This window comes from Pseudomonas sp. AC112 (assembly GCF_979253545.1).
The window spans coordinates 2,429,709-2,448,326 of the sequence record NZ_CEEDCM010000001.1 but is presented as its reverse complement, the minus strand read 5'-3'; the positions used below and the strand labels follow the sequence as shown (position 1 = coordinate 2,448,326).

General features: G+C 60.6%; 18 protein-coding genes and 1 pseudogene. 13 read left to right on the top strand and 6 right to left on the bottom strand.

Features of this window, described 5'->3' with window-relative positions; translation table 11 throughout:
• Positions 1 to 85 precede the first annotated feature (85 nt).
• Positions 86 to 1,678, top strand: a complete 1,593-nt coding sequence (locus AC0IYN_RS11240) for an ABC transporter substrate-binding protein (RefSeq protein WP_406598712.1) — start codon at positions 86 to 88, stop codon at positions 1,676 to 1,678.
• Between the two features lie 87 nt (positions 1,679 to 1,765).
• On the opposite strand, the gene radC is transcribed toward AC0IYN_RS11240, so the two are convergent.
• A complete protein-coding gene (gene radC, locus AC0IYN_RS11235) occupies positions 1,766 to 2,440 on the bottom strand; it encodes a RadC family protein (RefSeq protein ID WP_078050733.1) in 675 nt (224 codons plus the stop codon).
• Positions 2,441 to 2,601: 161 nt separating this feature from the next.
• Between radC and coaBC the strand changes: the two genes are divergently transcribed.
• From coaBC to argB, 4 genes and pseudogenes are all read left to right on the top strand, one after another.
• Positions 2,602 to 3,810, top strand: coding sequence for a bifunctional phosphopantothenoylcysteine decarboxylase/phosphopantothenate--cysteine ligase CoaBC (gene coaBC / locus AC0IYN_RS11230; RefSeq protein WP_457238825.1), 1,209 nt, complete (start codon positions 2,602 to 2,604; stop codon positions 3,808 to 3,810).
• A 5-nt stretch (positions 3,811 to 3,815) separates the two neighbouring features.
• Positions 3,816 to 4,271, top strand: coding sequence for a dUTP diphosphatase (gene dut, locus AC0IYN_RS11225; RefSeq protein WP_003213270.1), 456 nt, complete (start codon positions 3,816 to 3,818; stop codon positions 4,269 to 4,271).
• A gap of 240 nt (positions 4,272 to 4,511) precedes the next feature.
• Positions 4,512 to 5,933, top strand: a pseudogene (locus AC0IYN_RS11220) (phosphomannomutase/phosphoglucomutase); the annotation flags it as partial.
• Positions 5,934 to 5,952: 19 nt separating this feature from the next.
• A complete protein-coding gene (gene argB / locus AC0IYN_RS11215) occupies positions 5,953 to 6,858 on the top strand; it encodes an acetylglutamate kinase (protein WP_016975925.1) in 906 nt (301 codons plus the stop codon).
• Between the two features lie 100 nt (positions 6,859 to 6,958).
• On the opposite strand, the gene pyrE is transcribed toward argB, so the two are convergent.
• Positions 6,959 to 7,603 (bottom strand): orotate phosphoribosyltransferase, encoded by a 645-nt coding sequence (pyrE, locus tag AC0IYN_RS11210; RefSeq protein WP_406598710.1) that lies wholly within the window; start codon positions 7,601 to 7,603, stop codon positions 6,959 to 6,961.
• 82 nt (positions 7,604 to 7,685) lie between these two features.
• Here pyrE and AC0IYN_RS11205 point away from each other — a divergent pair, with 82 nt between their 5' ends.
• Complete coding sequence (locus AC0IYN_RS11205; protein WP_003195493.1) at positions 7,686 to 8,465, top strand: exodeoxyribonuclease III; 780 nt, start codon at positions 7,686 to 7,688, stop codon at positions 8,463 to 8,465.
• Between the two features lie 58 nt (positions 8,466 to 8,523).
• Here AC0IYN_RS11205 and AC0IYN_RS11200 read toward each other — a convergent pair whose 3' ends face one another.
• Together AC0IYN_RS11200 and rph are read right to left on the bottom strand one after the other, a co-directional pair.
• On the bottom strand, positions 8,524 to 8,895 hold the full coding sequence (locus AC0IYN_RS11200) for a DUF4870 domain-containing protein (protein ID WP_025856354.1): 372 nt from the start codon (positions 8,893 to 8,895) through the stop codon (positions 8,524 to 8,526).
• A 22-nt stretch (positions 8,896 to 8,917) separates the two neighbouring features.
• Positions 8,918 to 9,640 carry a ribonuclease PH gene (gene rph, locus AC0IYN_RS11195; protein ID WP_010207511.1) on the bottom strand — a complete coding sequence of 241 codons (723 nt, stop codon included), beginning with the start codon at positions 9,638 to 9,640 and terminating at the stop codon, positions 8,918 to 8,920.
• Positions 9,641 to 9,826: 186 nt separating this feature from the next.
• Between rph and AC0IYN_RS11190 the strand changes: the two genes are divergently transcribed.
• From AC0IYN_RS11190 to AC0IYN_RS11165, 6 genes are all read left to right on the top strand, one after another.
• A complete protein-coding gene (locus AC0IYN_RS11190; RefSeq protein ID WP_078050738.1) occupies positions 9,827 to 10,690 on the top strand; it encodes a YicC/YloC family endoribonuclease in 864 nt (287 codons plus the stop codon).
• Positions 10,691 to 10,700: 10 nt separating this feature from the next.
• The gene (gene gmk / locus AC0IYN_RS11185) at positions 10,701 to 11,321 is read left to right on the top strand and encodes a guanylate kinase (RefSeq protein ID WP_471841433.1); all 621 of its coding nucleotides are present in this window, start codon (positions 10,701 to 10,703) and stop codon (positions 11,319 to 11,321) included.
• A 167-nt stretch (positions 11,322 to 11,488) separates the two neighbouring features.
• Entirely contained in the window at positions 11,489 to 11,752 is a 264-nt protein-coding gene (rpoZ, locus tag AC0IYN_RS11180) for a DNA-directed RNA polymerase subunit omega (protein WP_003176920.1), read from the top strand.
• Positions 11,753 to 11,812: 60 nt separating this feature from the next.
• Complete coding sequence (gene spoT, locus AC0IYN_RS11175; protein ID WP_016975931.1) at positions 11,813 to 13,918, top strand: bifunctional GTP diphosphokinase/guanosine-3',5'-bis pyrophosphate 3'-pyrophosphohydrolase; 2,106 nt, start codon at positions 11,813 to 11,815, stop codon at positions 13,916 to 13,918.
• Between the two features lie 22 nt (positions 13,919 to 13,940).
• Positions 13,941 to 14,321, top strand: coding sequence for a RidA family protein (locus AC0IYN_RS11170; protein WP_003176922.1), 381 nt, complete (start codon positions 13,941 to 13,943; stop codon positions 14,319 to 14,321).
• A gap of 56 nt (positions 14,322 to 14,377) precedes the next feature.
• On the top strand, positions 14,378 to 15,121 hold the full coding sequence (locus tag AC0IYN_RS11165) for a hypothetical protein (RefSeq protein ID WP_471841430.1): 744 nt from the start codon (positions 14,378 to 14,380) through the stop codon (positions 15,119 to 15,121).
• 29 nt (positions 15,122 to 15,150) lie between these two features.
• On the opposite strand, the gene AC0IYN_RS11160 is transcribed toward AC0IYN_RS11165, so the two are convergent.
• Both AC0IYN_RS11160 and AC0IYN_RS11155 read right to left on the bottom strand, forming a co-directional pair.
• On the bottom strand, positions 15,151 to 16,482 hold the full coding sequence (locus tag AC0IYN_RS11160) for an IS4 family transposase (RefSeq protein ID WP_471841429.1): 1,332 nt from the start codon (positions 16,480 to 16,482) through the stop codon (positions 15,151 to 15,153).
• Positions 16,483 to 16,588: 106 nt separating this feature from the next.
• On the bottom strand, positions 16,589 to 17,446 hold the full coding sequence (locus AC0IYN_RS11155) for an SDR family oxidoreductase (RefSeq protein ID WP_457248244.1): 858 nt from the start codon (positions 17,444 to 17,446) through the stop codon (positions 16,589 to 16,591).
• A gap of 187 nt (positions 17,447 to 17,633) precedes the next feature.
• Between AC0IYN_RS11155 and exbB the strand changes: the two genes are divergently transcribed.
• On the top strand, positions 17,634 to 18,614 hold the full coding sequence (gene exbB / locus AC0IYN_RS11150) for a tonB-system energizer ExbB (protein WP_406599562.1): 981 nt from the start codon (positions 17,634 to 17,636) through the stop codon (positions 18,612 to 18,614).
• Positions 18,615 to 18,618 lie beyond the last annotated feature (4 nt).

The window sequence follows — 18,618 nt, the reverse complement described above, 5'->3', positions numbered from 1 at the left end:
AGTCATTTACCTATCAGACCACTACGGTAGGACTTTTCCAGACTGCACTCGCAGATGGGCCTTCGATCTGCAAAGGAAACCGAACATGCGCCTCGCTGCCCTACCGCTATTGCTAGCCCCTCTCTTTATCGCCCCGCTGGCCTCTGCCGCCAGCAACCTGAGCGTCTGCACCGAGGCCAGCCCCGAAGGGTTCGATGTGGTGCAATACAACTCGCTGACCACTACCAACGCTTCGGCCGACGTGCTGATGAACCGCCTGGTGGACTACGATGCGGCCAGCGGCAAACTGGTGCCCAGCCTGGCGGACAGTTGGGAAATCTCGCCGGATGGCCTGACCTATACCTTCAAGCTGCACCCGCAGGTGAAATTCCACCGCACCGAGTACTTCACCCCAAGCCGTACCCTGACCGCCGAAGACGTGCGCTTCAGCTTCGAGCGCATGCTCGACCCGGCCAACCCCTGGCACAAGATCGCCCAGAGCGGCTTCCCCCACGCCCAGTCGCTGCAACTGCCGACGCTGGTGAAGAAAATCGACGCCCTCGATCCGCTGACCGTGCGCTTTACCCTGGATCACGCCGACTCCACCTTCCTCGCCGCCCTGAGCATGGGTTTTGCCTCGATCTACCCGGCGGAATACGCCGACAGACTGCTCAAGGCCGGCACGCCGGAGAAGCTCAACAGCCAGCCGATAGGCACCGGGCCGTTCATCTTCAGCCGTTTCCAGAAGGATGCCGTGGTGCGCTACAAGGCCAACCCGGACTACTTCGCTGGCAAACCGTCTGTGGATAACTTGATCTTCGCCATCACACCGGACGCCAACGTGCGCCTGCAGAAATTGCATCGCGATGAGTGCCAGATTGCCCTGTCGCCCAAGCCGCTGGATGTGGGCGAGGCCGAAAAGGACCCGGCACTCAAAGTGGAAAAAACCGCCGCATTCATGACCGCCTTCGTGGCCATCAACAGCCAGCATCCGCCCTTGGACAAGCCGGAAGTGCGCCAGGCGATCAACCTGGCCTTCGACAAAGGCAGCTACCTCAAGGCCGTGTTTGAAGGCACCGCCGAAGCCGCCAACGGGCCTTACCCGCCCAACACCTGGAGCTACGCCAAGGACCTGCCCGGTTATCCACAGGACCTGGCCAAGGCCAAGGCGCTGCTAAACCGCGCCGGGCTCAAGGACGGTTTCAAGACCACCATTTGGACCCGCCCTACCGGTAGCCTGCTGAACCCCAACCCCAACCTCGGCGCGCAACTGCTGCAAGCGGACCTGGCCAAGGTCGGCATCCAGGCCGAGATCCGCGTGATCGAATGGGGCGAGCTGATTCGCCGCGCCAAAGCTGGCGAGCACGACCTGCTATTCATGGGCTGGGCCGGCGACAACGGCGACCCGGATAACTTCCTGACCCCGCAGTTCTCCTGCGCAGCGGTGAAATCCGGCACCAACTTCGCCCGCTACTGCGACCCAGCGCTGGACAAGCTGATCAGCGCCGGCAAGACCACCAGCGAACAAGGTGTGCGCAGCAAGCTGTACCAGCAGGCCCAAGCGCAGATCCAGCAGCAGGCATTGTGGCTGCCGCTTGCACACCCAACCGCGTTTGCCCTGGCCCGCAAAAACATCGAGGGCTACCAAGTGAGCCCGTTCGGCCGGCAGGACTTCTCCAAAGTCAGCGTCAAACCGTAACCTCCCCGTAGGAGCTGGCTTGCCAGCGATGGCGCCAGCGAATCCATCGCGGCCTTGCGGCCCCAATCGCCGGCAAGCCAGTTGCTCCTACATCCACCCATACTCCGCCATCGACAACGGATCGCCATCCCCCACGATGATGTGATCCAGTACCCGCACATCCACGACTTCCAGGGCTTTCTGCAACAATTTGGTCAGTTTTCGATCAGCTGCGCTCGGCTCAAGGCTGCCGGAAGGATGGTTATGGCACAGGATCAACGCCGCCGCGTTGTAGGCCAAAGCGCGCTTGACCACCTGCCGGGGATACACCATCGCCGTGTCGATGGTGCCTTGGGACAACGCCTCGAAGCCCAGGACCCTGTGCCTTGAATCAAGAAACAGGCAGCCGAAGATCTCATGAGGCTCATGGCGAAGCATGGCCTTCAGGTAGTCCCGCACGGCCACGGGGCTTTCCAGTACCGAGTCGCTTCGCAGGCGCTCGGCCATGTGCCGCTTGGCCATTTCCAGCACCGCCTGCAACTGGGCAAACTTCGCCGGCCCCAGGCCCAATTGTTGATTGAACAATGTCTGGCTGGCCTCCAGCAGTGGGCGTAAGCCGCCGAACTGCGCCAACAGATGGCGCGCAAGGTCCACCGCGCTCCTTCCGGAAACCCCGGTACGCAGGAAGATCGCCAACAACTCGGCATCCGACAGGCTCGCAGCGCCCCACTCCAAAAGCTTCTCTCGCGGCCGCTCTGCTGCTGGCCAATCGCGAATACTCATCCCACCTCCCTGTCCCTATGCGCGCTATGCGCCATGTGCGCCGCTGTTGCCAAGCGGACGCTGTGTTATCGTAGGCCCTCTTTTTTGCAGGCGATTTCCCCTGGGGAGGGGGCATCGCAGGCGTCACTGAACTGGCATCACTGAACTGGAAAGGCAAACCAATGCAGCGTCTGTATCGGAAACGCATCGTTCTCGGCGTTGGCGGCGGCATTGCCGCCTACAAGAGCGCAGAGCTGGTCCGCAGGCTCCTGGACCAAGGCGCCGAAGTGCGCGTGGTCATGACGCGCGGTGGCAGTGAGTTCATCACCCCGCTGACCATGCAAGCGCTGTCCGGCCACCCGGTTCACCTGGATCTGCTGGACCCTGCGGCCGAAGCCGCCATGGGTCACATCGAACTGGCCAAATGGGCCGATCTGGTGCTGATCGCGCCGGCCACTGCCGACCTGATCGCTCGCCTGGCCCAAGGCATCGCCGATGACCTGTTGACCACCCTGGTACTGGCCACCGACGCTACCGTTGCCATCGCCCCGGCCATGAACCAGGCCATGTGGCGCGACCCGGCCACCCAAGCCAACACCCAACTCCTGCAAAGCCGTGGCCTCAAGGTGTTCGGCCCGGCCTCCGGCAGCCAGGCCTGTGGCGACGTCGGCATGGGCCGCATGCTCGAAGCCACCGACCTGGCGCTGTGTGCCGCCGAGTGTTTCCAGCACCTGGCCCTGACCGGCAAGCACGTGCTGATCACGGCGGGCCCGACTCAGGAAAATATCGACCCGGTGCGCTACATCACCAACCATAGCTCAGGGAAAATGGGCTTTGCCTTGGCCGAAGCGGCGGTCGAGGCAGGCGCACGTGTCACCTTGATTACCGGCCCGGTGCATTTGCCGACCCCTGATCGGGTCACGCGAATCGACGTAGTCAGCGCCCGCGACATGCTGGCGGCCTGTGAGGCAGCCATCCCGTGCGACCTGTTTATCGCCTCGGCGGCGGTGGCGGACTATCGCCCGGAAGTCGTCGCCCCGCAAAAACTCAAGAAAGACCCTACAAGCGGTGACGGGCTGCTCCTGCAAATGGTGCGCAACCCGGACATCCTGGCGACCATCGCCAGCCGTGCGGACCGACCGTTCAGTGTTGGCTTTGCCGCCGAGACCGAGCACCTGCTGGACTACGCAGCACGCAAATTGAAAGACAAAAACCTCGACCTGATCGTTGCCAATGATGTCGCCAACCCGAGCATCGGCTTCAACAGCGAGGAAAACGCCATCAGCGTGATCGACCGCGAGTTGCACGCCACCGTTTTCGCCCAGACCAGCAAAGGCAAGATTGCCCGCCAACTGATCTCTTTTATCGCCCAACGGCTGAACCAGGTTTAATTTCCATGCACGCTTTGCAAGCCAAGATCCTCGACCCACGCATCGGCAACGAATTCCCACTGCCGGCCTACGCCACCCCAGGCTCCGCCGGCCTCGACCTGCGCGCCATGCTCAAGCAAGACACTGTCCTTGAGCCGGGCCAGACCATTCTGATTCCGACCGGCCTGTCGATCTACGTCGGCGACCCTGGCTTGGCGGCGCTGATCCTGCCGCGCTCCGGCCTGGGCCACAAACATGGCATCGTGCTGGGCAACCTGGTGGGGCTGATCGACTCGGACTACCAGGGCGAGTTGATGGTGTCGTGCTGGAACCGTGGCCAGACCGCGTTCAACATCGCCGTCGGCGAGCGCATTGCCCAGTTGGTACTGGTGCCGGTGGTGCAGGCGCACTTCGAACTGGTCGAGGAATTCGATGAAACCCAACGCGGCGCAGGTGGTTTTGGGCATTCCGGCAGTCACTGACTAAGCTGAATCTGGCCGGGCACCCTTGCCCGGCCCGACGCCACCGCAAGGCCTTTCAGGACGAAGAATGCGCGGACTTTATCAGCGAGATTTCCCCATAGAAATCAACGCATTACGCCGAAAACAAGGCGGAGCCAGCGCTCCGATGGCACTTTTGCACCACGAACTCTCTGCCGAAAACGCCGTCATACCCTTCAGTTTGAGCCTGCCGGTCAGCCACATTAAGGCCAGCCTTGCCCCCTTCAGATGGAGTTTCCCCCCGCGATGAGTACCGCAGCCCGAGTAGCCCCGACATTCCCCGACAGTATCTTTCGCGCCTATGACATTCGTGGCGTGGTGCCCAAGACCCTGACTGCCGAAACCGCCTACTGGATTGGCCGCGCCATCGGCTCCCAGAGCCTGGCCCAGGATGAGCCCAACGTTTCGGTCGGCCGTGACGGTCGCCTGTCCGGCCCGGAGCTGGTGGAGCAGTTGATCCAGGGCCTGGCCGACAGCGGCTGCCATGTCAGCGACGTCGGCCTGGTACCTACGCCTGCGCTGTACTACGCCGCCAACGTACTGGCCGGCAAGTCCGGGGTGATGCTTACCGGCAGCCATAACCCGTCGGACTACAACGGTTTCAAGATCGTCATCGCTGGCGACACCCTGGCCAACGAACAGATCCAGGCCCTGCACGACCGCCTGAAAAATAACGACCTGACCAGCGGTAAGGGCACCATCACCAAAGTCGACATCCTGCAGCGCTACTCTGACGAAATCACCCGTGACGTCAAACTCGCGCGCCGCCTCAAAGTAGTGGTGGACTGCGGCAACGGCGCGGCCGGCGTGATCGCCCCGCAGTTGCTCGAAGCCTTGAACTGCGAAGTGATTCCGTTGTTCTGCGAGGTCGACGGCAACTTCCCCAACCACCACCCGGACCCGGGCAAGCCTGAGAACCTGGTGGATCTGATCGCCAAGGTCAAGGAAACCGGGGCTGATGTGGGCCTGGCCTTCGACGGCGACGGCGACCGCGTGGGTGTAGTGACCGAGACCGGCGAGATCGTATTCCCGGATCGCCTGCTGATGCTGTTTGCCCGTGACGTGGTGGCGCGCAATGCCAATGCCGAGATTATCTTCGACGTGAAGTGCACCCGCCGCCTCACCCCGCTGATCAAGGAATATGGCGGTCGCCCGCTAATGTGGAAGACCGGTCACTCGTTGATCAAAAAGAAAATGAAGGAAACCGGCGCGCTGTTGGCTGGCGAAATGAGCGGCCACGTGTTCTTCAAGGAGCGCTGGTTCGGTTTTGACGACGGTATTTACAGCGCTGCGCGCCTGCTGGAGATCCTCAGCAAGGAAAAATCCACCGCCGAAGAGCTGTTCCAGACCTTCCCGAACGATATTTCTACGCCAGAGATCAATATCCATGTGACCGAGGAGAGCAAATTCAGCATCATTGACGCACTGCACGATGCGCAATGGGGTGAAGGCGCCAACCTGACCACCATTGATGGTGTGCGAGTCGATTACGCCAAAGGCTGGGGCCTGGTTCGCGCGTCCAACACCACACCGGTGCTGGTCCTGCGTTTCGAGGCGGATACCGAGGCTGAGTTGCAGCGCATCAAGGACGTGTTCCACGCCCAGTTGAAACGTGTTGCCCCTGATCTCCAATTACCGTTCTGATTTTTTACCGGAGCCCTGAATGACCCTCGAACGCGAAGCCGCTGCCAACACTGCCAAGGTCCTTTCCGAAGCGTTGCCTTACATCCGACGCTACGTCGGCAAGACGCTGGTGATCAAGTACGGCGGCAATGCCATGGAAAGCGACGAGCTGAAAACCGGCTTTGCCCGCGACATCGTGTTGATGAAGGCCGTCGGGATCAACCCGGTGGTGGTCCACGGTGGCGGCCCGCAAATCGGCGACCTGCTCAAGCGCTTGTCGATCGAGAGTCACTTCATCGATGGCATGCGCGTCACTGACGCGCAGACCATGGACGTGGTGGAAATGGTGCTCGGCGGCCAGGTCAACAAGGACATCGTCAACCTGATCAACCGCCATGGCGGCAGCGCCATCGGCCTGACCGGCAAGGATGCGGAGCTGATCCGCGCGAAAAAACTGACCGTGACCCGCCAGACGCCGGAGATGACCCAGCCGGAAATCATCGACATCGGCCAAGTGGGCGAAGTGGTTGGCGTCAACACCGACCTGCTGAACCTGCTGGTCAAGGGCGATTTCATTCCGGTGATCGCGCCGATCGGCGTGGGCGCCAATGGCGAGTCCTACAACATCAACGCCGACCTGGTAGCCGGCAAGGTGGCCGAAGCATTGAAGGCTGAAAAGCTGATGCTGCTGACCAACATCGCCGGCTTGATGGACAAGGAAGGCAAGGTGTTAACCGGCCTGACGACCCAACAGGTCGACGAACTGATCGCCGATGGCACCATCTACGGCGGCATGCTGCCGAAAATCCGTTGCGCGCTGGAAGCGGTGCAAGGCGGTGTGGGCAGCTCGCTGATCATCGATGGCCGGGTACCGAATGCGGTACTGCTGGAGATCTTCACGGATACCGGCATGGGCACGTTGATCAGTAACCGCAAGCGCCCCTAAACGCTGAAAACAAAAAGGCCCCGCTCAATATGATTGAGCGGGGCCTTTTTTATGCACGCAGCTCCCCTGTGGGAGCGGGCTTGCCCGCGAAGGCGGTGGGTCAGACGCCAAACTGCTCGCGGTATGCACGCACCGCCGGCAGGTGTTGCTTGAGCTGCGGGTCATCTTCCAGGAACTGCAGCACTTGGTTCAGCGACACGATGCTGACCACGGGAATGCCGAAATCGCGTTCCACTTCCTGGATCGCCGACAACTCACCGTTGCCGCGCTCCTGGCGGTTCAACGCGATCAGCACGCCGGCAGCCTTGGCGCCGTCCTGGGAAGCGATGATCTGCATCACTTCACGGATGGCGGTGCCAGCAGTGATCACGTCGTCGATGATCAGCACATCGCCCTTGAGCGGAGCCCCGACCAGGCTGCCGCCTTCACCATGCGCCTTGGCCTCTTTACGGTTGAAGCACCATGGCAAATCCTGCCCGTGATGTTCAGCCAGGGCCACAGCTGTGGCCGCGGCCAGGGGGATGCCCTTGTAGGCCGGGCCAAACAGGACGTCGAAGGAAATACCGCTTTCAACGATGGCTGCGGCATAGAAACGACCCAGCTGAGCCAGGGCCGAACCTGTGTTGAACAAGCCCGCATTGAAGAAGTACGGGCTGGTGCGCCCGGACTTCAGAGTGAACTCACCGAAGCGCAAAACGCCGCGATCGATGGCAAAACGAATGAAATCGCGTTGATACGCCTGCATGAAAAAAGCCTCAGATACCACGGATTTAGCTAATTAGGTAGACGGCGTGTATCATACACGCACGCGATTTTTGGGGCCATTTATGCGGATCATCAGTGTGAACGTTAATGGTATTCAGGCTGCAGTCGAGCGTGGTTTGCTCAGTTGGCTGCAAGCCCAGAATGCCGACGTCATCTGCCTGCAGGATACCCGCGCCTCCGCCTTTGAACTGGACGACCCAGCCTTCCAACTGGATGGCTACTTCCTTTATGCCTGCGATGCCGAAGTGCCCACCCAAGGTGGCGTGGCTTTGTATTCGCGGTTGCAACCCAAGGCGGTCATCAGCGGCCTCGGCTTCGAGACAGCCGACCGCTACGGGCGCTACCTGCAAGCCGATTTCGACAAGGTCAGCATCGCGACCTTGCTGCTCCCTTCGGGGCAGAACGGCGATGAAGACTTGAACCAGAAGTTCAAGCTAATGGACGATTTCGCCCGTTACCTGGATAAACAGCGGCGCAAACGTCGCGAGTACATCTATTGTGGCTCGCTGTACGTGGCGCAACAGAAGCTGGATATCAAGAACTGGCGCGACAGCCAGCAATCCCCGGGCTTCCTGGCGCCAGAACGCGCCTGGATGGACGAGATTGTCGGCAACATGGGCTATGTGGATGCACTGCGCGAAGTCAGCCGCGAAGGCGACCAGTACAGCTGGTGGCCAGATAACGAACAGGCTGAGATGCTCAACTTGGGCTGGCGTTTCGACTATCAGTTGCTGACCCCTGGCCTGCGCCGGTTCGTTCGTAGCGCACGCCTGCCGCGCCAGCCACGCTTCTCGCAGCACGCGCCACTGATCGTGGACTACGACTGGACACTGACCATCTAAAGTCTTTTTCCAGGCACAAAAAAACCGACATCGCTGTCGGTTTTTTTGTGGGCGCTCATTATTTGATCAGGCGCCAGGTCAAGGGGTAGCGATAAACAATCCCCTTGTTGGCCTTGATGCTGCCAATAATGGTCAGCACCACCGTGGCGATGGCCAGGGCAACCATCAGGAAAAAGCCAATCACTGCAAAAGCCAGCACGATGCAAGCTATCCAGGCGATGGCCACGGTGATCTGGAAATTCAGCGCTTCCTTGCCCTGATCATCAATGAACGGGTCCACTTCTTTCTTCATCTGCCACAGGATCAGCGGCCCCACGACGCTACCGAAGGGAAACACGAAGCCCAGAAACGCCGCGAGATGGCACAACATTGCCCCCTGGCGCACTTCGTAGGAAGGCGTAGGCACCGGCATTTGGCTGTTGTCATTCATGGCGTTTCTCCTTGAAACGGGCTCAGTCAGCCAGGGCGGCGTTCTGCAGCTCGAAGATTTCGGTCATGCCTTTCTGCGCCAGGGCCAGCATGGCGTTCAGGTCGGCCGGCTGGAAGGGCGCGCCTTCGGCGGTGCCCTGCACTTCGATGAAACCACCGGTGCTGGTCATGACCACGTTCAGGTCGGTCTCGGCGGCCGAGTCTTCCAGGTAGTCCAGGTCCAGCACTGGCTCGCCCTGGTACATGCCTACCGACACAGCGGCGATCATTTGCTTGAGCGGGTCGCCTGCTTTCAGGCCGCCACGTTTCTTGATCACTTTCAGCGCGTCAACCAGCGCCACCATGGCGCCGGTAATAGATGCGGTACGGGTACCGCCGTCGGCCTGGATCACGTCGCAGTCGACATACAGGGTCACGTCGCCGAGCTTGGACATGTCCAGGGCTGCGCGCAGGGAGCGGCCGATAAGACGCTGGATTTCAAGGGTGCGGCCGCCTTGCTTGCCACGACTGGCTTCACGCTGGTTACGTTCGCCGGTAGCGCGCGGCAGCATGCCGTACTCGGCGGTCAACCAACCCTGGCCCTGGCCCTTGAGGAAGCGCGGCACGCCGTTTTCGACGCTGACGGTGCAGATGACCTTGGTATCGCCAAACTCGACCAGTACAGAACCCTCGGCGTGTTTGGTGTAGTTGCGGGTGATGCGGATCGAGCGGAGCTGATCGGCAGCGCGACCACTTGGACGTTTCATAGGGAGACACCTGTACTGAGGACGAAAAACTGCCGAGCATTATAGAGCCGCGAGCCGGTTCGGGGCACTGCTAAAAAATCCAGTTACGAATGCTCGGGTTTGGGCGCGCTCGTTCCACTGCGCTACAATCCTGCGCCTTCTTAACCATCAGCCCGTGTTTGCGGGACTGCAACGCGAGGTACCTCCATGGTGCACAGCATGACCGCCTTCGCCCGCGTCGAAAAAGCCGGCGTACAAGGCACCCTGAGCTGGGAACTGCGCTCGGTCAACAGCCGTTACCTGGAGCCGCACCTGCGCCTGCCGGAGTCGTTCCGCGACCTCGAAGGCGCCGTGCGTGAAGCGTTGCGCCAAGGCATTTCCCGCGGCAAGCTGGAATGCACCCTGCGTTTTACCGAAGAAACCACCGGCAAGCCGCTGCAGGTTGACCGCGACCGCGCCGCACAGCTGGTGGCCGCCGCCGAAACCATCGCCGGCCTGATCAAGCAGCCGGCCGCGCTCAACCCCCTGGAAGTGTTGGCCTGGCCCGGCGTGCTGGTGGCCGACGCCACCGACCCGCAAGCCCTCAACGCCGAAGCCTTGGCCCTGTTCAACCAAGGCCTCAAGGAGCTCAAGGCCGGCCGCGAGCGCGAAGGCGCCGAGCTGGCTCGCCTGATCAACGAGCGCCTGACCTCGATCGAAGAAGACGTAGTGACCCTGCGCGAGCTGGTCCCGCAGATGCTCGCTACCCAGCGCCAGAAGGTGCTCGACCGTTTCACCGACATGAAGGCCGACCTCGACCCGGTGCGCCTGGAGCAGGAAATGGTCCTGCTGGCGCAAAAGAGCGACGTCGCCGAAGAACTGGATCGCCTGAGCACCCACATCCTCGAAGTGCGCCGCGTGCTCAAGTCCGGCGGTGCCGCCGGTCGGCGCCTGGACTTCCTGATGCAGGAACTCAACCGCGAAGCCAATACACTGGGCTCCAAGGCGTTCGACCCGCGCAGCACCACGGCGGCGGTCAACCTCAAAGTGTTGATCGAGCAGATGCGCGAACAAGTACAGAATATTGAGTAAGGCAACCTCCATGACCCACAGCACCGGTACCCTTTACATCATTTCCGCCCCTTCGGGCGCGGGCAAGAGCAGCCTGGTCAAGGCTTTGACCGACGCTGACGAGCAGATCCGCATCTCGGTCTCCCACACCACCCGCGCCATGCGCCCGGGCGAGGTGAACGGCGTGCACTACCACTTCGTCGAGCGCACCGAGTTCGTCAAGATGATCGAACACGGCGACTTCCTGGAGCGCGCCGAAGTGTTCGGCAACCTCTACGGCACGTCGCAGAGCCACTTGCAGCAAACCCTGGACGAAGGCCACGACCTCATCCTGGAAATCGACTGGCAGGGCGCCGAGCAAGTCCGCAAGCTGATGCCCCAGGCGCGTTCGGTCTTCATCCTGCCGCCTTCACTGGAAGCCTTGCACCAGCGCCTGACCAACCGTGGCCAGGACAGTGACGAGATCATCGAAGGCCGCATGCGTGAAGCCGTCAGCGAAATGAGCCACTACGTCGACTACGACTACCTGATCATCAATGACGATTTTGCCCATGCGCTGGACGATTTGAAGGCGATTTTCCGCACCAACCAGCTCCAGCAAAAGCGTCAGCAACAGCGTTTCGGCAAATTACTCGCCGAACTGCTCGGCTGATTGGCTCTTCCCAAAACCGCTGCAAGGGCTTTACATTGGCACTTGTAGCGGTTTTGCGAGGGCCTGCGAGAAATCAGCGCTTCCCTAAACGCTGGTGATTTTTTAAACTGTTCAGTCCGCTCGCCCAACCGGGCAGCGCGCATCTTGCATTCGCTCCGAGGAATACCATGGCCCGCGTAACCGTTGAAGACTGCCTAGAACACGTGGATAACCGCTTTGAGCTGGTCATGCTCTCTACCAAGCGTGCCCGTCAACTGGCCACTGGCGGCAAAGAGCCCCTGGTCCAGTGGGAAAACGACAAGCCTACCGTTGTAGCCCTGCGTGAAATCGCTGAAGGCCTGATGAGCTACGAGTTCATCGCCAACGCTGAAATCGTTGAAGACGAACCGCTGTTTGCAGCGTTCGAGGACGAGTCCAACGAGGCCGTCTAAGCCTATGCCTGGTCGACGTAGCACGGCGCGGGGTCACAGCCAACGGCAGGAGTTCACACTTTGCCGAGCATAGACGCCCTCGCCGATCGCTTATCGGCCTACCTCGGCCCAGACCAGGTCAACCTGGTCCGCCGAGCGTATTTCTACGCCGAACAAGCCCACGACGGCCAACGCCGCCGTAGCGGCGAGGCGTATGTCACCCATCCTCTTGCGGTGGCAAATATCCTGGCCGACATGCACATGGACCATCAGAGCCTGATGGCCGCGATGCTGCATGACGTGATCGAAGACACCGGCATCGCCAAGGAAGCGCTCAGCGCGCAGTTTGGCGAAACCGTGGCCGAACTGGTCGACGGGGTCAGCAAACTGACCCAGATGAACTTCGAGACCAAGGCCGAAGCCCAGGCGGAAAACTTCCAGAAGATGGCCATGGCCATGGCACGCGACATTCGCGTGATCCTGGTCAAGCTGGCCGACCGGCTGCACAACATGCGCACGCTGGAAGTGCTGTCCGGCGAAAAACGCCGACGCATCGCCAAGGAAACCCTGGAAATCTACGCACCCATCGCCAACCGGCTGGGCATGCACGCCATTCGTATCGAATTCGAAGACCTCGGCTTCAAAGCCATGCATCCGATGCGTTCGGCGCGCATCTACCAGGCGGTCAAGCGCGCCCGGGGCAACCGCAAGGAAATCGTCAACAAGATCGAAGAGTCCCTGAGCCATTGCCTGGCGATCGACGAGATCGAAGGCGAGGTCAGCGGCCGGCAGAAGCACATCTACGGCATCTACAAGAAGATGCGCGGCAAGCGTCGGGCCTTCAACGAGATCATGGACGTGTATGCGTTCCGGATCATCGTCGACAAGGTCGACACCTGCTACCGCGTGCTGGGCGCTGTACATAATTTGTACAAACCCCTGCCAGGCCGCTTCAAGGATTACATCGCGATTCCCAAGGCCAATGGCTACCAGTCGCTGCATACCACGCTGTTTGGTATGCACGGGGTGCCGATCGAGATCCAGATCCGCACCCGCGAAATGGAAGAGATGGCCAACAACGGCATCGCCGCCCATTGGCTGTACAAATCCAGCGGCGACGAGCAGCCAAAAGGCACCCATGCCCGCGCCCGCCAATGGGTCAAGGGCGTGCTGGAAATGCAGCAACGTGCCGGCAACTCCCTAGAATTTATCGAAAGCGTGAAGATCGACCTGTTCCCGGACGAGGTCTACGTGTTCACGCCCAAAGGCCGGATCATGGAGCTGCCCAAAGGCTCCACGGCGGTCGACTTTGCCTACGCCGTGCACACCGATGTGGGCAACAGCTGCATCGCCTGTCGGATCAATCGTCGTCTCGCACCGCTGTCCGAGCCGCTGCAAAGTGGTTCCACGGTCGAGATCGTCAGCGCACCGGGCGCACGCCCGAATCCGGCATGGCTCAACTTTGTGGTCACCGGCAAGGCGCGCACGCACATCCGTCACGCCTTGAAACTGCAACGCCGCTCCGAGTCCATCAGCCTGGGCGAACGCCTGCTGAACAAGGTACTCAACGGTTTCGACAGTGCCCTCGACAAGATTCCTACAGAGCGCGTGCAAGCGATGCTCCATGAGTACCGCCAGGAAACCATCGAAGACCTGCTGGAAGATATCGGCCTGGGCAACCGCATGGCCTATGTGGTCGCTCGCCGCCTGCTCGGCGAAGGCGAACAGTTGCCCAGCCCGGAAGGCCCGCTGGCGATTCGCGGCACCGAGGGCCTGGTGCTCAGCTACGCCAAGTGCTGCACGCCAATCCCGGGCGACCCGATTGTCGGCCACTTGTCGGCGGGCAAAGGCATGGTCGTGCACTTGGACAACTGCCGCAATATCACCGAAATCCGCCACAACCCGGAAAAATGCATCCAGCTCTCATGGGCCAAGGATGTCACCGGCGAATTCAACGTCGAGCTGCGGGTGGAGCTGGAACACCAGCGCGGCCTCATCGCCCTGCTCGCCAGCAGCGTCAACGCGGCCGACGGCAATATCGAGAAAATCAGCATGGACGAGCGCGACGGTCGCATCAGCGTGGTCCAGTTGGTGGTCAGCGTTCACGACCGCGTGCACCTGGCCCGCGTGATCAAGAAACTGCGCGCCTTGACGGGTGTGATCCGCATCACTCGCATGCGCGCCTAAGCCACATTACAAGGAGTCATTCATGACCAAGACTGTTATCACCAGCGATAAAGCCCCGGCCGCCATCGGCACTTACTCCCAGGCGATCAAGGCAGGCAACACCGTCTACATGTCCGGCCAGATTCCACTGGACCCAAAGACCATGGAACTGGTTGAAGGCTTCGAAGCACAGACCGTACAGGTCTTCGAAAACCTCAAGTCGGTGGCCGAGGCTGCCGGCGGTTCGTTCAAAGACATCGTCAAGCTGAACATCTTCCTCACCGACCTGAGCCACTTCGCCAAGGTCAACGAGATCATGGGCAAGTACTTCGAACAGCCTTACCCAGCCCGCGCCGCCATCGGCGTTGCCGCCCTGCCAAAGGGTGCACAGGTTGAGATGGATGCGATTCTGGTCATCGAGTAAAACACCCGGCGCAGCCCCCACAGGCTGCGCCGACTTCGTTTCAGAAGGATTTCATGATGCGCAAAGCGCTTGTAGCCTCATCAATGCTCGCCCTGTTGCTCGGCGGCTGCGCCAGCAACCCTGCCGACCGGGATGTGAGCGGCACCTGGATCAACCAGGTCGCCATCGATGCGGCGGCCAAAGGCGGCCCTTTGCGTGAAGCCCTGCAGAGCTTTGGCCCGAACCTCGAATGGGAGGTCAATACCAAGGCCTCGCAGGCCCGCTACTACAACGGTTTTGAAGTAGCGGAAGGCAAGTTGCTGGGTGAAAAGTCCGGCGCCTGGAGTGTGGACTTCTACGGCAGCTCCGCCACCGAACTCAAGCGCAAAGGCAAACAGCTGCTGCAAGTGGCCAACGACAACGAGCCTGAACAACTGTTCGCCCGCCCCAAAGAGCCCGCACCGGAAGGCGCGCCACTGGGCGCAAACTTCGAGCGCGCGCTGTACGCCGCTTATATGGGGGGTGACTGGAAGATCCTCGACGGCTTCGGCAGCGGCGCCATCGTGCAATTCCAGGCTAACGGCAAGGTCGCCGGCCTGCCCAATGTCGATCAGTACTCGCTGTGCCTGGCGGGCGATTGCGCGTCCATGAGCGGTGGCTACGACAGCATCTGGCTGCAGTTGAACGGCCAGGGCAGCCCGTGGATCTTTGTGCGCAAAGGCAAACAGCTGGAGATCTTCCAGGCGATAAATACCGCGCAGGCGGATGAAGTGCCCTCGTTTACGCCAGGGCCTCGCCAGTGGCTGCTGGAAAAACAATGATAAAAAAGGAGCCCTTGGGCTAATGCCAGTCAGTTAAGCTGACTGGCATTTTTATTTCTGATTGGATACTTCGGTGATTTGAGCCGGATGGCTCGGGGATAAATACGCTCCTCTCGCCGATGAGGCAGGACATAGTGCGGCGCTGAAGCATGAAGCTCGGCCAGGTATTTGGGGATGTTCCCGGAGCGGTCGGCCGAGACGCTGTTGATAAACCCTAAAATTGCCCAGGTACAGGCGGTAAAGCTCATTTCACATGGGTAAATACCCGGGCAGTGACGGCTCATTTCTACCATCTGATAGCGCAACAGGTTGTAGCCCAGCAACACGCCCCATAGTTCCTGCTCGATCATCTCGGGCGTCCTGCTACGCAAGGTATAGCTGCTGTTGAGCAGCGTCTGTTTCATCTCCCGAAAGCCCAATTCGATCTCCCATCGCTGGCTGTACAGGTCGACGATTTCATCAGACGGGAAGCGCAGCGGGTCGATCATTGACGTCAGGATCTGACACACCTTGCCCTTGACGGTTTTGCTCAGCAGTCGCGCAATCAGGCGCTCGGGCAGTCCCGGCCATTGCTTGCGGGCCTGCGGCGAAGTGCTTAACGAGACCACTGCATCCTGACGGCCCAAACGCTGAACAACTTCGTACTGCGCACCTTTGCGCAGTGGCATCAGCCAATGGCGCTCGGTGCCTGCTTGCTGCCATTGGTGCAGCAATCCCAAGGCGTAGAAGCCGCGATCGAAGAGGGTCAACGAGTGATCGGGCGTGGTCTCGATCAGTTGTTCGGCCAGTTTCATTTCGTTGCTGCGATAGCCATCAAATGCACTGCCGATCAACATGTGACTCGTCAATTCCATCTGACAGACCATGCGTACCTGGGGGAAACCGGTGTCGCCGTGCTGGTTGCTGGCCGAATCGTAGCGCGCTCGATTTTCGGGGGTGTCAGGCGTTCGCCAGACGACACCGTCGACGCCCAACAAGCGCAAACCGGCCCAAGTCGGATGGTTAGCTGCTTCATGCCAACTTTTCTGAGTCAGGTCGAAGACCTGTCGTACGGCTTCGCTACCGAGTCTCTGACGTGCCTGGACTACAGCGCTGGGGGCCACTAACGGGCGTTGACCCGGCAGCATGATGTTCATGCGACTGACCACATCCCACGCTGACATGCGCCGGAAGAACGCCATGGAAATCACGCACCAGAGCATCATTTCCAGCGGCAAGCGTCGCTTGCGCAGCGTCGCCACACCGGCCTGTTCAAGCGCCTGCTCGACCAAAGAAGGATCGAGCAAGGAATCCAATCCCTCGATTGAGTTTGGAGTGGAAGCGAAGTTGTGGGTCAGTTCCAGTGCCCGAGCGAGACGCATAAAAAAATCCGATGCCAGTACAGGCATCGGATTTTGATTTCTTGCGGCCAAAGGTCAAGCGAGATGGCTTAACTGATCGGCATTAGCCCTTGGGCTCCTTTTTCATTTAACGCTGGCCTTCGAGGATCGCCGCATAGCCTTCCCGATAAGTCGGGTAAGTCGGCACCCAACCCAACGCCTTGATACGCGCATTGCTGCATTGCTTGCTGCCAGCACGCCGCACACTCGCGTCATCAGCCCATTCGGTCACACCCAGATACTCACGCAACCAATCCACCACCTCGGCCAGCGGCGCAGGCGCATCGTCGACGCCGATGTAGACCTTCTCCAGCGAGCCGCCTTTTTCCACATGATGCAACAAAAACGCCAGCAAACCCGCTGCGTCATCTGCATGAATGCGGTTGCCATATAAAGGTGGGTCGATTGTCACGCGATAGCCTTGGCGCACCTGGGTCAGCAGCCATTCGCGGCCGGGGCCGTAAATACCGGTCAGGCGAACAATGCTGGCCGGGATGCCGCTGTTGAGCGCCACTTGCTCAGCCTCCAGCATGACTTGCCCGGAATACCCCTTTGCTTGAGTCTCCGACGTTTCATCGACCCACTCGCCATTCTGCTGCCCGTAGACGCTGCTGCTGGATACAAACAGCAAGTGCTTGGGCGTCTGGCCGTAGTCGCCCAGCCACTCCAGCACATGCTTGAGCCCTTGTACGTAGGCGGCACGATAGCCGGCTTCGTCGTGGTCCGTCGCAGCCGCGCAGTACACCAGGTAATCCACCCCGCCGATCGGCCAGGTGTCAGGGCAATCCTTCTTGAACAGGTCGCCGGCGATGCCGATCACCCCCTCGGGGAGCCGCGAAATATCGCGGCGCAGGCCATGGACCTCCCATTCCGAGGCCAGCAACTGGCTGGCCAGCCGACTACCCACGTCGCCGCAACCGGCAATCACAACAGAAGGCGCTGACATCACAAAACTCCGTACTGAAAGGTCTAGGTTAGCCTTCGCAGATGACCGCCGGCCAGAAAAAGGGCAAATAAAGTAACTGTATTACTTTAGTTAACAAGAATTACTTGCAATAATAACCGCCCATTTGTCCTCGACCTCAGGGTCTGGAAGGACGATCACTCATTTTTTTTACTCAGGTCCGGCCAGCATGACACGTAATACAACCCCCGCTTCGCCAACCAAGCTTCACAGCCCATCCCGCGCCTGGCGTGCGATTGCTGCGCTGCTGTTCAGCGTACTGCTGGCACCGACCGCTGCCTTCGCTGACGCCACCGCGCCAGCCACCCCGGCTGCCGCCGAGCACAATGCCGCGGCACCGGCAACACCTGGCGCAGCGCCCGCTGCCACCGACCCGGCCCAGGCTGCCGACCCTGCCGCCGCCGACGACACCGGCGTGGTGCTCGAAGAAGACAACACCCTGGGCATGGCCCACGACCTGTCGCCGTGGGGCATGTACCAGAACGCTGACGTGGTGGTGAAAGCGGTCATGATCGGCCTGGCCATCGCCTCGATCATCACCTGGACCATCTGGATCGCCAAAGGCTTCGAGCTGCTGGGCGCCAAACGTCGTCTGCGCACTGAAATCGTCCACCTGAAAAAGGCCACCACCCTCAAGGAAGCCAGCGAAAGCGCGACCAAGAAAGGCACCCTGGCCAACACCCTGGTGCACGACGCGCTGGAAGAAATGCGCCTGTCGGCCAACACCCGCGAAAAAGAAGGCATCAAGGAACGTGTGGCCTTCCGCCTGGAGCGCCTGGTAGCGGCCTGCGGCCGTAACATGAGCAGCGGCACCGGCGTGCTGGCGACCATTGGTTCCACCGCGCCCTTCGTCGGCCTGTTCGGTACCGTGTGGGGCATCATGAACAGCTTCATCGGCATCGCCAAAACCCAGACCACTAACCTTGCCGTCGTTGCCCCAGGCATCGCCGAAGCCCTGCTGGCGACCGCCCTGGGCCTGGTTGCCGCGATTCCTGCGGTAGTGATCTACAACGTCTTCGCCCGTTCGATTGCCGGCTACAAGGCTCAGGTATCGGACGCGTCGGCGGAAGTCCTGCTGCTGGTCAGCCGAGACCTCGATCACCTGCCTACCGAGCGCAGCTCGCAACCGCACATGGTGAAAGTGGGGTAATCGG

Excerpts from the sequence above, each read along its gene's own strand:
- AC0IYN_RS11160 (WP_471841429.1), bottom strand. The coding sequence starts at position 16,482 with ATGCGTCTCGCTCGGGCACTGGAACTGACCCACAACTTCGCTTCCACT.
- AC0IYN_RS11165 (WP_471841430.1), top strand. The coding sequence starts at position 14,378 with ATGCGCAAAGCGCTTGTAGCCTCATCAATGCTCGCCCTGTTGCTCGGC.
- AC0IYN_RS11200 (WP_025856354.1), bottom strand. The coding sequence starts at position 8,895 with ATGAATGACAACAGCCAAATGCCGGTGCCTACGCCTTCCTACGAAGTG.
- radC (WP_078050733.1), bottom strand. The coding sequence starts at position 2,440 with ATGAGTATTCGCGATTGGCCAGCAGCAGAGCGGCCGCGAGAGAAGCTT.
- AC0IYN_RS11205 (WP_003195493.1), top strand. The coding sequence starts at position 7,686 with ATGCGGATCATCAGTGTGAACGTTAATGGTATTCAGGCTGCAGTCGAG.
- AC0IYN_RS11190 (WP_078050738.1), top strand. The coding sequence starts at position 9,827 with ATGGTGCACAGCATGACCGCCTTCGCCCGCGTCGAAAAAGCCGGCGTA.
- argB (WP_016975925.1), top strand. The coding sequence starts at position 5,953 with ATGACCCTCGAACGCGAAGCCGCTGCCAACACTGCCAAGGTCCTTTCC.
- exbB (WP_406599562.1), top strand. The coding sequence starts at position 17,634 with ATGACACGTAATACAACCCCCGCTTCGCCAACCAAGCTTCACAGCCCA.
- AC0IYN_RS11155 (WP_457248244.1), bottom strand. The coding sequence starts at position 17,446 with ATGTCAGCGCCTTCTGTTGTGATTGCCGGTTGCGGCGACGTGGGTAGT.
- rpoZ (WP_003176920.1), top strand. The coding sequence starts at position 11,489 with ATGGCCCGCGTAACCGTTGAAGACTGCCTAGAACACGTGGATAACCGC.
- pyrE (WP_406598710.1), bottom strand. The coding sequence starts at position 7,603 with ATGCAGGCGTATCAACGCGATTTCATTCGTTTTGCCATCGATCGCGGC.
- gmk (WP_471841433.1), top strand. The coding sequence starts at position 10,701 with ATGACCCACAGCACCGGTACCCTTTACATCATTTCCGCCCCTTCGGGC.
- rph (WP_010207511.1), bottom strand. The coding sequence starts at position 9,640 with ATGAAACGTCCAAGTGGTCGCGCTGCCGATCAGCTCCGCTCGATCCGC.
- coaBC (WP_457238825.1), top strand. The coding sequence starts at position 2,602 with ATGCAGCGTCTGTATCGGAAACGCATCGTTCTCGGCGTTGGCGGCGGC.
- dut (WP_003213270.1), top strand. The coding sequence starts at position 3,816 with ATGCACGCTTTGCAAGCCAAGATCCTCGACCCACGCATCGGCAACGAA.
- AC0IYN_RS11240 (WP_406598712.1), top strand. The coding sequence starts at position 86 with ATGCGCCTCGCTGCCCTACCGCTATTGCTAGCCCCTCTCTTTATCGCC.
- AC0IYN_RS11170 (WP_003176922.1), top strand. The coding sequence starts at position 13,941 with ATGACCAAGACTGTTATCACCAGCGATAAAGCCCCGGCCGCCATCGGC.